Source organism: Archangium primigenium (assembly GCF_016904885.1).
Taxonomy (GTDB): domain Bacteria; phylum Myxococcota; class Myxococcia; order Myxococcales; family Myxococcaceae; genus Cystobacter; species Cystobacter primigenius.
This window is the reverse complement of record NZ_JADWYI010000001.1, coordinates 6,128,800-6,144,613: the sequence shown is the minus strand read 5'-3', so window position 1 is coordinate 6,144,613 and position 15,814 is coordinate 6,128,800. Positions and strand designations below refer to the sequence as shown.

At 73.2% G+C, this 15,814-nt stretch carries 3 protein-coding genes (1 of these 3 cut by a window edge); all 3 read left to right on the top strand.

Annotated features, from left to right (window positions below):
- Tightly spaced (each overlapping or abutting the next), the 3 genes in view from I3V78_RS25210 to I3V78_RS25200 form a layout consistent with a single transcriptional unit that may run on beyond the window.
- Positions 1-2,388 carry the end of an Ig-like domain-containing protein gene (locus I3V78_RS25210; protein ID WP_204490990.1) on the top strand. Its footprint begins 27,717 nt before the window's first position, so only the last 2,388 of its 30,105 coding nucleotides appear in the window; the start codon falls outside the window, past its left edge; it ends in the stop codon at positions 2,386-2,388.
- Positions 2,385-3,233 carry a peptidylprolyl isomerase gene (locus I3V78_RS25205; RefSeq protein WP_204490989.1) on the top strand — a complete coding sequence of 283 codons (849 nt, stop codon included), beginning with the start codon at positions 2,385-2,387 and terminating at the stop codon, positions 3,231-3,233. The genes I3V78_RS25210 and I3V78_RS25205 overlap by 4 nt, the downstream gene beginning before the upstream one ends.
- Positions 3,230-15,814: an RHS repeat-associated core domain-containing protein gene (locus I3V78_RS25200; RefSeq protein ID WP_204490988.1), complete on the top strand. Its 12,585-nt coding sequence runs from the start codon at positions 3,230-3,232 to the stop codon at positions 15,812-15,814. Before I3V78_RS25205 ends, I3V78_RS25200 begins: the two co-directional genes overlap by 4 nt.

Genomic DNA, 15,814 nt, shown 5'->3' with positions numbered 1-15,814 from the left:
GAGGTGGTGGTGGTGGACGCCGAGGGCCGGACCCTCAGCCGCTCCCTCCCACTCGAGATCACCGCCCCGGGCCCGGCCCCCAGCGCCCCCACCGGGCTGCCCGCGGTCCTCTACGCCGCGCCCTACCTCCACGAGCTCGAACTCCGCATCGCCTCCGGGCCGCGTCCGCTCATCCTCTGGCTGGAACTCGATGGCGTCCCCATGGGCCGGGCGATGTCCGAGTTCGTCCTGACCTCGAGGCTCGTGCTGCCCACGGCGAAGTACCCGGTGGGCACGCGGGTGAAGCTGGCGGCGGTGGCCGAGGACGTCCTGGGCAGAAGGGCCCGGACCGAGCGCGAATACGTCGTCCAACCGGACGACTTCAAGCCCGCGGTGGCCGTGACCGCCCCCCTCGCGCCTTTCGAGCGGACCTCGCATGGGATCAAGGCGTACGCCAACCTGCCCCCGGGCCATCAGCTCCGCTCGATGCGGCTGCTGGCCAATGGCGTCGAGCTCGCCTCCACGACCAAGGAACTCTCCGTGGGCGCTTCCTATCTCTTCGCCGGGGTGGGCCCGGTCATCTTCGAGGCCGTGGTGGTGGACCACCTTGGGCGCGAGGGCCGGGACTCGCGCACGGTGATGGTCCAGAAGGACCAGCCTCCGAGCCTCAGGGTGTTCGTCCCCACCTACTCCGAGCCCATCACCCGCGGAGGCGCCTTCGTGGCCTGCGTCGAGGCGAAGGAGGACGTCGAGATGAAGGGCCTGCGACTGTTCGTGGACGGTGCGCTGGTCTGGAAGTGCGAGAACGCCGCCTGCTCCAGCGAGGCCACTAGGTGCATGGACGTCACGGCGCCCGCCGCGGAGCAGGTCATCGTCCGTGCCGAGGCCACGGACCGGTTCCAGACGGCCACCGCCTCGCGCACCTACGGCCTCGGGCCCGACCTGCCGCCCACGGTCAGCGTCTCCGCGGGAGGGCCCGTGGTGCGAGGCGCCTCCTTCTATGCCCAGATCACCGCGAACGACGACGTGAAGCTGGCGAGCGTGCGGCTGCGGGCGAACGGAGTGCTGGTCTGGCAGTGCGAGGGGGCGGAGTGCCCTCGCCAGATCTCGCGCTACGAGTCGCTCCCTCCCCCCGACGCGGACCAGGTCGTCGTCAGTGCCGAGGCCACGGACAGTCTCGGTCGGACCGTCACCGACTCACGCGAGTACCCGGTCCTGGCCCACCGTCCGCCCGACGCGTACGTTTCGATCCGGTCTGATTTCGGGTGGCTCAAACGGGGTTCCTTGTTCAACGCGTGTGTCTACGCGGAGGACGACCTTGGGCTCGCGAGCATCAAGCTACGGCTGGACGGGACGCTGCTCTGGGAGTGTGCGGGCGCCTCCTGCGTCATCCCCGACTGGGGGTACTGCGTCCCCGCCACCGCGCCGCATGCGGCCGAGATGGTCCTGAGCGCCGAGGTCACGAACACCTTGGGGGCCACGAACAACGTCTCGCAAACGCGTGAACTGCCGGATAGACCTCCAGAGATCTTTGGCTTCGCGATTCCGCGCCCCCCCCTCGCCCGGGGGGGGCTCTTCGAGCTGTGTTACGTCGCGGTGGATTATGAGGCGCTGGAGAGTGTCCAGGTCTTCTTGAACGACACGCTCGCCGAGGAAATCCACCCGAGCTACGAATACCATCAGCAATGCCTGATGCTCACCGCCCCCGACGCGGACCACGTCGTCGTGCGCGTGAAAGCCACGGACGCCGAGGGCCAGGTCGCCAACCAGTCATCGCCAGAGTTCCCCCTCCAGGCCGATGGGCCCCCGAGCGTGCGGGCCTGGACGCCGCGCGACCCGCTGCTGCGAGGCGCGCCCTTCGAGGCCTGTGTCAGCGCGGTCGATGACGCCCGGCTCACGCACGTGCGCTTGCGGCTGGGCGACACCCCGCTGTGGAGCTGCGAGGACGCGGCCTGCTCGTACACCGCCCAGCGCTGCCTGGAGGCCGTCGCCCCCGACGCGGACGCCCTCGTCTTGAGCGCCGAGGCCACCGACTCCCTGGGCCACACCGTCACCGCCTCAAGCACCTACGCCGTCGGGACGGACCAGCCGCCCCGGGTGGAGCCGTGGGTGGAGGGCAAGCCGCTCGTCGTCGGCGCGCCGTTCAAGGCGTGCGCCAGCGCGGTGGATGACGTGGGCGTCTCGGCCCTGCGCCTGCGGGTGGACGGGGCGCTCGTCTGGGAGTGCACGGAGGCGTGCACCACCTGGCGCCAGTGCGTCTCCGCAACCGTGCCCGCCGCGCCCCACGTGGACGTGAGCGTGGAGGCCCTGGACACCCACGGACACGCGGTGGTCCAGTCCAAGCGCTACGTCCTCGAGTCTTCTTCTCCGTCGAGCCGCGACACCACCAGGAGCGCCCCCCGCCCATGACGTCTGGATTTCTCGTTCGCCGCCGCCTGGGTTGGCTCGTGGGGCTCGTGGGGCTCGTCGGCTGCGAGGACGCGGACACCGTGGCCCGGGTGGGCCGCGCGTCGCTCACCCGCGAGGACGTGGGGCTCGCGCGCGCGGGGCAGAGCCCCTCCGTGCGCGCCACGCCCGAGCAGGCGCTCGAGGTGCTGGTGGACGAGGCGCTCCTGGCCGAGGAGGCGCGGCGGCAAGGGCTCACGGACGAGCCCACGGTGAAGGCGCGGCTCGCGGCCCAGTCGCGCGCGCTCTTGGCGAACGCGCTGTTCGAGCGGACGGTGGCGGAGCGGGTGACGGAGCAGGCCCTGCGGGAGCGGTACGCGGAGGAGCGCGCGCGTCTGGAGCGCCGCGAGGTGCACGTGGCGCATGTGTTCGCCCGGCTCACCGAGAACGCGGACGAGGCCACGCGGCGCCAGGCCCAGGCGCGCATCCACCGGGCCTACGCGCGGCTCGCGGGCGGGGAGTCCTTCGAGGCCGTGGCGCGCGAGCTGTCCGAGGACGCGGTGAGCGCCGAGCGCGGGGGGGACCTGGGGGTGGTGCGCGAGGGCGAGGTGGACGCGGCCTTCTTCACCCAGGCGGTGGGGCTCGTCGCGGGGGCCTGGTCCAAGCCCTTCGAGAGCCCCTTCGGGCTGCACGTGGTGAAGGCGCTCGAGGCGCCCCGCGCGGTGGTGCCGCCCTTCGAGGAGGTGCGCGGCAAGCTCGAGACCCGGGCGCGCGAGGAGGCACGGACGGCACTGCTCGAGCGGCTGCGCGGGGAGATCTCCATTCGCCGCCATCCCGAGCGGCTCGCCGTGCCCGGGGAGGCGAAATGAACGGCGCGCCTCGACTCCGGGCGTGGCTCGCCGTGCTCCTGGCGCTCTGGGCCGCCGGGTGCGAGCCCACGCCGTCCCCGCCGCCCCCGGGCCCGCCGGAGGTGCCCGCCGAGGGCCCTCCGCCGACCGTGGACGTGGAGGGGGTGGCCGAGGGCCAGGTGTCGCGCGAGCCGCTGCGGCCCACCTGGCGGGTGACGGGGCGCGAGCCGCTGACGGTGGAGGCCCGGCTGGACGGGGCGGACTTCGCCCAGGGGGCGGAGGTGGGCGCCGAGGGCACGCACGCGCTGGCGGTGACGGCGCGGGATGGCCTGGGCCGGGAGGCACGGGCGCGGGTGGGCTTCGCGATCGACACCACGGCGCCGCGCATCACCTTGTCCGGGGTGGAGGAGGGCGAGCGGCGCAACACGCCGGTGGTGCTCGGCTGGACGGTGGAGGAGGCGCACCCGGGCCCGGTGGAGGCCACGCTGGACGGCGCGCCGGTGGCCGTTGGGGACACGGTGTCGGCGGAGGGCGAGCACGTCTGGCGCGTGGTGGCCACGGACACGGTGGGCCATCGGACCGAGGCGCGGCGCGCCTTCACGCTGGACCTGACGCCGCCGGGGCTCACGGTCCTGTCGCCGGCGCCGGACTCCGTCACGCGCGAGGCGTCCGTGGAACTGGTGGTGGCGGTGGACGAGCCGGGGAGCACCGTGTGGCTCGGCGGCCAGTCCTTCTCCCAGGACGCGGACGGGCACTTCCGGGGCACGGTGATGCTGGAGGAGGGGGGCAACGTGTTGGTGGTGCTCGCGCGGGACGTGGCGGGCAATGGCACGCGCCTGCCGTGGCAGGTGACGCGCGACTCGACACCGCCCCGCCTCACCCTCACCGCGCCCGAGGAGGGCGCGAAGGTGGCCGGGGACTCGGTGCGCGTGGAGGGGCGCGCGGAGGACGCCACGCCGCTCACCGTGCGGGTGGGCGGCCAGCGCGCGGCGGTGGATCCGGACGGGCACTTCCAGCTCCCGGTGGCGGTGGCGCCGGGGGCCGTGTCACTGGAGGTGGTGGCCACGGACGCGGCGGGTAACGCCACCCGGCGGGTGCTCGCCGTGCGCGTGAACACCACGCCGCCGCGGCTGGAGTTGACGGCACCGGCCTCGGGGACCGTGACCGAGGCGTCCTCCATCTCCGTGTCCGGCTTCGCGCGGGCGGCGGATCGGACGGACGCGGTGACGCTCGAGGTGTCCGGGCACACGCACGCGGTGGGGGCGGACGGACGCTTCTCCGTGGAGGCGCCGCTGGCCCCGGGCCCCAACACCGTGTCCGTCACCGCGGTGGATGGGTATGGCCTGCGCACCTCGCGCGCCGTGCGTGTGGAGCGCCAGGGCGCGGGGCCGGGGCCCGTCGACGGGGGCAGCGGGGGCGAGACGCCCGACGCGGGAGCGCCGCCTCCGGCCGACGGGGGCGGTGGGACGCCGGACGCGGGCGGGCCACCCGACGCGGGCGGGGAAGGGGAGGCGCCGCCGGAGCTGGTGCTCGTCTCACCGGCGGAGGACAGCTTGTGGGGGCAGGCGCGCGTGCCGGTGCTGGGCCGCGTGGAGCGGGGCACCGCGCCGTTCCAGGTGACGGTGGAGGAGGTGCCCGTGGCGGTAACGGGACGCCAGTTCTCCACCGCGCTGGCCCTGCCCGAGGGCGCCACCCTGCTGCGGGTGCGGGTGGTGGACGCGCTCGGCCGGAGCGCGGAGGCGCGCCGCGCGGTGCGGGTGGACCAGACGCCGCCGTTCCTCGAGGTGCTCCAACCCGAGCAGCCGGTGACGGTCGTGTCCGAGTCTCCCTTGCTCGTGGAGGGCCTCGCCGGGGATGCGCACCTGGCGGGCGTGAGCGTGAACGGGGAGCCCACGCCCGTGCTGGGCGGACACTTCTCCGCCTCGGTGCCGCTGACGCCCGGGGACAACACGCTCGACGTGGAGGCGGTGGACCTGGCGGGCAACCGCTCGCACGTGAGCCGCACGGTGCGCGTGGACGGAATGCCGCCGAGGCTGCGCGTGCTGGAGCCGGCGGAGGGCGCGGAGGCGCGCGAGCCGGTGGTGCGGGTGACGGTGCGCGTGGAGGCCGTGAACCCCCTGGCCGAGGTGCACATCGGCACGGGCCTCGCCACCCTGTCGGGCCCGGGCGAGTACACGGCCCAGGTGCCGCTGGCGCTCGGGGAGAACGTCATCGCCCTGCGGGCGCGCGACTCGCTGGGCCTCACCGGCACGGCCTCCGTACGAGTGCGCTACCGGGATGCCCGCACCGAGCCGCTGACCGTCACGGGCGTGGATCCGCCGGACCAGCGCGAGGGCGTGGCGCCGGACGCGCTGGTGAACGTGGCCTTCAACAAGCCGGTGAAGGCGGAGTCGGTGCGGGGCGGCTTCACGGTGCTCGCCCAGGGCCTGCCGCTCGCGGGGGGCTGGTCGGTGGCGCCGGGAGGCCAGACGGTGTCCTTCATCGCCCGCGAGCCGCTGCCGGAGTCGGCGACGCTCCAGGTGCGCGTGGCGGGGGTGGAGGCGGTCCAGGGGCCGGGGATGCAGGGGGAGTTCCGCAGCGGCTTCACGGTGCGTCGGCCGCTGACGCGGTTGAGTGGCGCCGTGGTGGACGAGCACCACGAGCCCCAGCCGGACGTGCGGATCGAGGTGGAGGGGCAGGGGGTGTCCACGCACACGGGGCCGGACGGCACCTGGGCGCTGGCGGGCGTGACGGCGGGCCCGGTGGTGCTGCGCTACGAGGGCGGCGCGGCGGCCCCGGGGACGCAGTACCCCACGGTGCGGCGCGGCTTCGCGGTGGAGGCGGAGCGGGACAACGTGGACGCCCCGCTGATGCGGGTTCCCGTGGACCTGGCCTCCGCCGAGACGGTGGACACGGCGGGGCCCGTGCACCTCGCTTTGGGTGGGAAGCACGGCGCGCTGGAGGTGGACATTCCCGCGGGGGGACTGACGTTCGCGGACGGCACCACCCGGGGCGTGGTGACGGCCACCGCGCTGCCCGCGCTGGCGCGACCGGTGCCCTTCGAGGGGACGGTGGGCCCCGCGAGGCTGTGGCAGCTCCAGCCCGCGGGCACGCGACTGGTGGCGCCCGTGACGCTGCGCCTGCCCAACCGCGACGCGGCCCCTCCCGGCCACCAGGCCTTGCTGTTCGCCTACGCGCCCGACGCGCTGCGGCTGCGTCCGGTGGGCCTGGCCACCGTGAACGCGGACGGCACGCGGCTCGTCTCCGCGGCGCCCGTGGAGGCCGGCTCGCTCGAGTACTTCGGCTATCTGATGCTCCCCGAGGCGTCGGCGCCTCCAGCCAGTGCCTCGCCGGGCCGCACCGCCCAGGGCCTGGTGCCGGGCGCGTCCTGGCTCAATCCGCCGGGCATCACCCCCGTCCAGGTGGTGGCGTCCGGGTACGTGGCGGGACCGCGCGAGCAGGCCGTCGCCCTCACGCTGGACTCGGGCCTGCTCGTCGAGGGCCAGTCCGTGGTGTTGACGTCGGGCGGGAGCTACCGCCTGCCGCTCGCGTTCATGGCCCGCGTCCTCTCGCCCCCGGCCGCCGGAGCGGAGTCGCCGCTCGTCGCCACGGTGACGGCGAAGGGACCCGGGGGCCAGGTGCTGGGTCCGCCCGCGGGCCGTCCGTGGCGTCAGGAGAGCCCCCAGGGCACCCGGGTGGAGCTCTCCTCCGAGGTGGAGCTCGTGCCGGGCACCACCCAGCTGACCCTCGCGGCGAGCACCGCGCGGGGCCGCGACTCGGTGCGCGTGGACGCCGAGCTGACGGTGGATCCCCGCGCCGCTCCGGACGGAGGCGCCGCGTGGCGGTTGCGTGTGCACCGCGTGTCCGCGTCCTCGGCCGAGGGCTTGGAGGCCAACGGCCTGGTGCGCTTCGCGGGCATGCCCGTCTTCCTGGAGGGCACGTGGGGCAATGGCGCCGCGGTGTCGGGTCCGGACGGCCGCTTCGTGACGACGATCCCGCACCTGAGCAGCTTCTTCCTGCCGCCCACGCTCGTGCGCGCCTGCGTGAACCTGCCCCCCTGGCCGCGCGTGCGGGCCTGGACGGACGCGGCGGGCCGGGTGCAGACGCAGCTCTTCACCAACGCCGCCATCGCCGAGTGCGCCCCCGTCAGCGAGGTGTGGTTCACCCAGGAGCAGGTGGCCACCGGCGTCATCTCCCTCGACGCGCGCTACCTCCACGGCCAGCTCACCTTCGTGGACCGGGAAGGCCACCCCCTGCCTCCCGCGTGCGAGTCCTCGCGCGAGCCCGGCACGGGGCGGGTGCTGGGCCTGTCTCCCGAGGAGGTGCGCACCACCGAGGTCCACTTCTTCCTCGAGCAGGATCCGCGCGAGCCCATCGCCACCTACACCGTGGCGCACCCGTTCGACTGCGACGCGACGCCGGCCTCGGGCGCCCAGGCCCGCTATGCCCAGCTGCGCATGGGGCCCTCGGCGCTGCGGTGGATGGGGGACGCGGTGCCTCCCTCCCTGCGGCGCAACGCCACGCGGCTGGTGCCCGGAGACCGGCTGGTGGTGTTCGCCATCAACCACGCCACCGGCCACGCCGGACTGGACACCGTCACCGTGCCGCCCATCGTGGGCTCGACCCGCGACGCGGACGGGCGCTGCGCGGCGGACGATGCCGCGGGAGGACCGCTCACCGTCATCGAGGGCGGCCAGAGCGTGCCGCTCTCGCGCTGCACCCTCCAGGAGCTGGGCATCCCGGCGGACCTGCGGCTCTACCCGCCGGAGATCGACGTGCGTGTGGATCGCCGCGCCCGGGCGCAAGGGGTGGAGCGGCCGATGGAGGCCAGCCTCGTGCGGCACGGGGGCGCGGCCACCACGCGGGACGAATTCATCCGCATCGTCACCGACTGGCGCGTGCGCCGCGCGCCCGCCCCCGCGCGGCCCGCGCCCGTGCCACGGCCCCCGGCGGAGGCGTCGTGTGACGGGGGCGTCAAGGAGGATGGTGGCGGCTGCGCGCCCGGCCGCCTCGTGGACGAGGGCCTCCCGGGCCACGTGCTCGAGCGCTACTGCGCCGAGTTCACCCCGCCGCTCACCGACGAGCAGCGCGCCGTCTGCTTGAAGGACGACCGCGCGCTGTCCCCGGTCCCCGCGGGGGTGCCGCCGCTGGCGGGGCGCGTGGTGCGCATCACCGGCTCGGCGGTGGAGGAGCCCGTGGTGGCCACCTTCCCCGTGCCCCCGGGTCGCTCCACGTCCACCGTGCAGACCGCCTTGCGGCTCGTGGGCCAGGACGGCCGCGCGGTGGAGCTCAACAACCTGCCGCGCGCCAACCACTACGTGCAGGTGGTGGGACACTCCGTCTTCCCGCGCGACCTCAACCACGACGGCGTCCTCCAGCCCGCCGAGCGCAACGCGCCGCCGCCGGACTTCAGTGACGGGGTGGGCGCGCCCGGACTGCCCCGGGCCGCGGTGCAGCTCAAGAACGTCTACCGGAGCCTGGAGACGGACGGGGGCGCGCGGGTGGAGCGCTACGACCGGGCGCGCGAGCACGAGTTCCGCGTGCTGGAAGTGGGCTCGGCCGAGGTGTCGGCGCGCACGGATCGCGAGACGCGCCCCCTGTGGGATGGAGGCACGTCGGGCACGCCTCCCGCCGCGAGCCTCGAGGACGTGTCCTATGCGTTCCTGCTGCACCTGCTCGCGCCGGGGGATCCAGGACGCGCGGAGACCCTGAGCGGCGAGTACGCGCTGCGGCTGGGCAGCGACGCGTTCGGCATCGAGTGCCCGATCGAGGTGGATGCCGCCCGGGGCACCCTGCGCGGCTCGTGCGAGGGCGAGTACGTGCCCGAGGTGCTCAGCGCCAGCGACGTCGTCTACCTGGAGGTGTACCTGCGCGGCAACGCGGAGAACGTGCTGTACCGCTTCAACTTCGACGGGTTGTCCCTGCGCGAGGACTACGTCGGCGTGGCCAGCGCGTTCACCGCGGCGCGCTCGGTGGAGGAGGCCCAGGGCAGGCCGGTGCTGGATCGGCCCATCTCCCAGTTGAACGAGGCGCACTTCTTCCTGGGCCCCCAACAGCTGGAGCGCGGACGCGTCCGGCTGTGCACCACCGAGGACTGTGGCGGGAGCAACGCCCTCATCAAGGAGGCCTTGCTGCACTGGACGGGGACGGGCGGCTACACCGTCCAGGACGTGGCGGGCGGCCGGGCCACGGCGCGGCTGGTGCAGGAAACGGCCGCTGGCGCGGGGGGCGCCCGCCACCTCCGGCTGGCCCTGCCCGCGTCCCTCACGGCCATGCCCGGCACGGACACGAGCCCCTCCGGCATCTACCTCGTCACGGACGCCGAGCTGCCCCGGCCCAAGCACGACTCGCTCCGGCTGGGCATTCCCCGGGGCCGCTTCCAGGGCCTCACCGCGCGGGCGCCCGGCCAGCCCTCCGTGGACGGCATCGGCCTGGCGGACCTGCGGCTGTCCTTCACCCACACCGACTTCTCCGTGCCGCAGTACGCCGAGACCGTCTCCTTCTCGCGCACCTACTCCAACCAGAACGATCTGCCCTCCGCGCTGGGCGTCGGCTGGCGGCACGAGCACGACGGCTTCGTCTGGGAGGAGACGCTCGGGCGCTACGTGGTGGTGCTCGGCGGTCAGGCCTGGGGATTCAACACGTGCCTGCAGGTGGACGCGGCGGCGCTCACCGCGCGCCAATGCCAGACGGACAAGACCCACGGCATGTCGCTGGAGGTGACGGGCCGTGGGGTGGAGGTCACCACGGAGTACGGCCACGTGTACCGGTTCGACCGGCCGGCCGTGAAGCGCGACCAGGAGGGGCGCCGCAAGTGGCTGCTCACGAAGTTCCATGACGGCCACGGCCGCGGCGAGTCCGAGGGGTGGACCCACTTCACCTATGCCGAGGAGACCAACCGCCTCACCCGCGTGGAGCGCACGCCCGGCGCGCTCGCGCTGGAGTTCAAGTACTGCGCGGACTTCTCCCAGGAGGACTGCACCGGCCTGCCCGCGGACGCCTCGGGCCTGCTCAAGGCCCTGGCGCGCCGCGAGGGCTTCAAGCTGCTCGCGGGGGTGGTGCTCTCCCAGGGCGGCGCGCCCCTGCACACCGTGCGCTTCACGCACGACACGTGGGGCAACCTGTTGGAGGCCGAGCGCACCACGGATCCTCCCGCCCAGCGCTGGCGCTACACCTACGCGCCGGTGCCCGGGGGCCTGCCAGGCCGGGACGCCTCGCGGGCCCTCAACGAGCTGTCCGAGGCCCGCCTCGAGGTGGCCGGCCAGCCTCAGTGGAAGGCCGTCTACACGCGGGGGGGCGCGGAGTGCTACGCGCACCTCGAGGACTTCGAGTGCGTCACCGGGGTGACCTCCACCGGGAGCCAGGGCCAGCCGCTGACGGTGCGGGGCTCGACGGGCGAGCGCACGGTGACCCTGCCCGAGGGCGCGCTCACCCGCATGGGGCTCAACGACTACGGCAACGCCCTCACCACACGAATGGGGAGCCTGCCCGCGCGCACGATGACGTGGCCCAGCTCCACACGCGGGGGCGAGGTGCGTCTGGCGTCTTCCCGCTCCGCCAAGGGCCGCACCGTCGAGTTCCTCGCCGACGAGCGGCTGCGCGCCCAGGGGCTCCAGGTGCCGGGCGCCTCGGACGTGGCGGGGCTGACGGGCCCCCTCGTCTCCGTGACGTCCCGGAGCGCCCGGGGCCAGCCCGAGGCGGGCACGCTCTCCACCGCCGCCGGCTCCACCGCCTGGTCCACGCCCCGCACCGTGGCGGGGGACGTGATGGGGATGACGGTGGGGACGGGCAAGGACGCGGTGTCCCTCTTCTCGCGCACGCTGGACGCGGAGGGCCGGGTCCTCACGGAGACGGACGCGACCGGCACGACCAGCACCTGGTCCTTCGGCGGGCCGCTGCAACTGCCCCTCTCGGCCCAGGTGCGCCGCGGGGACGACGCGCGGGGGCTGGTGCTGGAATACGACGCCTTCGGGCGGTTGACCCGGCGCCGCGACCAGCGCACGGGCGCGGAGGAGACCTGGACCCATGACGGCCAGGGCCACGTGCTGCGGCACGCGCGCTCCGGAGAGCCCGCCGAGGTCTGGACCTACGCGTACGCCTACGGCGACCAGCGCCTCACGGTGACGGAGCGCCTGGAGGGCGTGGCGTCCACGCGCACCTCGGTCTTCCAGGAGGGCCTGCTCACCGGAGAGACGGTGGCTGCCGCGGGGGCCTCCCTCACGCGGGCCTACACCTACGAGGGCGGCCGGCTGACGTCGAGGACCGACGAGCGCGGAGTGGTCTGGGCCCACACCTACGACGATGCGGGACGGCTCACGGCCCTCACCGCCAACGGCCAGCCCGCGGAGTCGTATGGGTTGGACGCGGACGGTCAGGTCACGGCGCTCACGGACCGCGAGGGGCGCACGATCCACATCGGCTACGACACGCTCGGCCAGCCCATCTCGTGGCGCTACGAGGATGGCCATCAGGAGCAGGTGCGGCGGGACGCCCGGGGCGCCATCGTCTGGCAGCGCAGCGGCTCGCCGGGGGCCGCGTCGGAGCACGTGTTCGACCAGCAGGTGGACGCCCTCGGGCGCGTGCTCTCCACGCGCAGCGCGAGCGGCGGCGCGGGCGGCGTGGACCTGCGGGCCACGTACGACGCCGCGGGACGGGTGCTCACGCGGGAGGACCTGACGCTGGGGCTCCGCGAGACCTTCGCGTACGAGGACGCGCTGGGCCGGCTCACACGGCACACGCGCGACATCCGCTCCGGCGCGGGCGTGCTGCCGTGGGAGGAGCTCCGCGCGTACACGGACGAGGGGGGCCGCACCCAGATCGCCATCCAACGCACCATCGGCACCGGCGAGGGCGCGCGCACCGAGTCCCAGACGCGGGTGCTGGACGCGCTCGGGCGGGTGCTCTCCGAGGAGGTCCCCGGCGAGGGCCGGGTGGACTTCACCCATGACGCGCGGGGCCGGGTGCTCACGCGCCAGCACCCGGTGCTGGGGACCGTCACCCAGACCTATGACGGCCTGGGCCATCTCCTCTCCCGGGACGAGCCCGGGGGCGTGCGCACCACGTACACCACGGACGCACGGGGCCTGGTGCTCACCCAGCAGGGGCCCCACGCGCAGGAGCGGTGGACCTTCGCCTACGACGACTTCGGCCGGATGCAACGGCGCGAGCTCGCGGCGGCGGGGAGCACGCCGGCGGCGGTCTGGAGCTACACGTATCCGGGCGCCGGCGACGTGGTGGAGACCAATCCCGTGGGGACGATCGTCACCCAGCGCTTCAACTCGCGCGCGCTGTTGCTGTCCGAGCAGCGGGGGCCGCGCACCACGGCGTATGCCTATGACGGCACGTGGGCCCGGTCGCGCACGGTCACCGAGGGGAACTGGACGTCGCGTGAGACGCGCGAGTTCGACGACCTCGGCCGGGCGCTCGCCGAGGTGGAGCATGGCGAGCCCTTCTACACCTACTCGGCGACGACGCGGTGGACGGGACGCAGCGCCACCCGGACCGAGCGCTGGGCGAGCTCGGGCGCGCAGACGCGGGAGAGCACGTCGGGCGTGGAGGTGGACAGCCTGGGCAACGTGGTGGCCGTGGAGCAGGGCGGACTGCGCGATGCCTGGACCTACGACGCCGCGGGGGTGCTGGCGCGCGAGGCGCTGGCGGGCCGTCCCGAGACGCGCTTCGCCTATACGGAGGGTCGGCTGGCTCGCCGGGAGCAAGGCCCGGAGACGACACTCTTCGGGTACGACGGCGCGGGTCGGCTGGTGTCGGAGCTGGACCCGTCCGGCCGGGCGCGGACGCTCCAGTACGACGCCCAGGGCCAGGTGAAGCAGGAGCGCTTCGGCACGGAGGCCGAGGGGCTCACGACGGAGTACACGTACGACCCCGGAGGCTTCCTGGCGAGCGCGACGCGCGGCGGGGCCCGGCGGGTCTACACGCACGGCCCCCGGGGCGAGCTCCAGTCGGTGGAGCAGCCAGGCGGACTGGGCCGCTTCGTCTACCAATACGACGCCCTGCTCCAGCTCACCTCCCTCACGCCTCCGGCGGGAGGCACGGCGCCCGAGACCTTCGCCTACGACGCGCTCGGCCGGACCCTGCGGCGCACCCGGGGGCTCTCGGTCTGGGTGACGCACTGGGCGAACGGGACGAGCACCACGCTGGATCCGAACGGGGACCGCGTGGAGCGCACCTACGACGGCCGCGAGCGCGTGGCGCGAGAGCAGTACCAGCCCGGGAGCCAGAGCCAGCCGTACACCGACCTGACGGCGGTGACGTATGCCTATGACGGGCGGGATCGACTCCTGTCCGCCCAGGAGACCCGTCAATCGGGACCGGTGTCCCAGGTGTATGGGTATGACGCGCGCCACCGGCTCGTGTCCCTCCAGCGGGGTGGAGACCTCGTCACGTATGCCTATACGGACAGCGGACAGAAGCGGACGGTGACCTCTCCGTCCGGCACCGTCCACTATGCCTACGACGCGCAGGACCGGCTGCGGAGCGTCACCAGCAGCCAGGGGCCCGCGGTGACGGTGGAGTGGGAGCCGGGCGGACTGCTGTCGAAGGTGAGCGGGAACGGGGTGGTGGAGCAGTATGTCCACGATGGCGCCGCGCGGGTGCGCTCCATCACCTCCACGCGCGAGGCGAGCCCGCTGCTGCGCTACGAGTACACCTACGACGATCGGGGAAACCAGACGGAGGAGCGGTACACGGGACCGACGTCCTCCACGCCCGAGGTGACGCGCTATGGCTATGACCTGGCGGACCGGCTGACGGGGGTGGGCTACCCCACGGGCGAGGCCGAGCTGTATGGCCTGGGCGGGGAGGGCTCGCGGCGGGAGGAGAAGCGCGTCGAGGGCTACCTGGGAAGCCTGGGACCGGATGGGCTGGCGCAGGCCTCGAATCCGACCCGGCACTGGAAATACTCCTATGACAGCTCGGGCGGGTTGCACCGCATCGAGGACGTGCTGACGGGCGGCGTGGAGGCCCAGGTCACCACGGACGAGGGGGGACGGGTCGTCTCGGAAGTGCGGGGGGGCACCACGCGGCGGTACGGGTGGGACGCGGGTGGCCGGTTGACCCGGATCCAGCGGCTGGGCGCGGAGCCGACGGTCGAGGCCACGTACTTGTATGGCTTCGATGGCCTGCGGCGGAGTCGCTCGTCAGGCGGCGGGACGACGCGGTACGTGTGGGGCGCGGACGACGAATTGCTGGAGGAGGGCCCCGCGGCCGGTCCCCGGCTGCTCTACGCGGGCTCCACGGTGGGCGTGGTGGCCGTGGGCGGCGAGCGGCTGCTGCACGACGCCCTGGGCAGTGTGGTGGGCCGGGTGGGAACGTCCACCCAGGTGTCGAGGTATGGCGCCTGGGGAGACGTGCGCGCGGGCGGGACGCCGGATGCCTCGGGGCCGAGCCTGGCCTACGCGGGGCAGTCCCTCGATGCGGTGGCGGGACTCAGCTACGCGCAACAGCGCTGGTACGACGCGGGGACGGGACGCTTCCTGAGTCAGGATCCCGTCGCGGGCAAGCTCGACACACCCGAGGGCCTCCATGCCTGGGCCTATGCCCAGGGCAATCCGACCCGGTTCGTCGACCCCCGGGGCGAGGCCGCCTTCCTGGCGTATGCGTATGGAAAGTACCTGCGCAACCGCGATGCACGGGAGTCCGTCCACCAGAACGTCAAGGCACTGCACGAGAAAGCCACTCAGAAGACCGAGGCGGTGGCGGACTATGTCCTCGAGAAGACCGGAAGCCCCGCGTTGGCGGCGATTGTCCATACGGGAGGGACGATTGTCGTTGGCGTGCCTTTTGGTGGCGCGGCCATGGTCGCGGATCCCATTGCTTCGGCCAAGGAGAACATCGCGGACATTAAGGTGCCGTCCACCTTGCGTGAGCGCCTGCCGGGCCAAGGCCTCGATTCAGAAACAGGCATATACCAAAACAATCACCGCAATTACCCGCCGGAGATCAGGCGCCATGCCGAGGCCGACCCGATCAGCCTCCAGGGGGGGGCCAACCTGTACGCATATACTGACGCAAACCCCAAGTTGCGCTCTGGACCTCTTGTGCTCACGCCAAAAGTGCCCGTGCCGACAGTGGTCACAGATGTCAGGAAATTGTCGCAGGCGCTTACTCAAAAGCCGATCGTCATCGTCAATGCGGACCATGGCGCGCAATGTGCGAGCGATGAGTGCAAGAAGGCGGGCAACACCAACTTCGGCATCTTCAGCACCATGGGGTGGTTTGGGTTCGGGGAGAAACACTTCTTCTGGCCGAACAACATGCCCGCGAGCGTCAAAACGAAGATCTTCGTGAACCTCCTCTGCTGGGGAGGCGCTGGAGCCATGGGCCCACAATTCCTCGAAGCGGGTGGGCGGGTCTACATTGGCGCGGTGAACCAACCGTCGGCCTTCACCACCAGCAAAAACATCGAGGGCATTACCAACCTGCTGAATCAAAAGCCCAATGTTACGGGGAGTCAGATGGCCGACGAGCTCAACATGATGAGCTGTCGGGGGACGAACCCAAACATCTCCCTTGAGGAATGCCGTCGGCACCAGACACGGCGGATGGCGCCGAACTGGGTCTGCCAGGGCAACTGTGACACTCCTCTATCCGACGTGTTCAGCCAGTAG

Coding starts and splice junctions, on each gene's coding strand:
- I3V78_RS25205 (WP_204490989.1), top strand. CDS start 2,385: ATGACGTCTGGATTTCTCGTTCGCCGCCGCCTGGGTTGGCTCGTGGGG.
- I3V78_RS25200 (WP_204490988.1), top strand. CDS start 3,230: ATGAACGGCGCGCCTCGACTCCGGGCGTGGCTCGCCGTGCTCCTGGCG.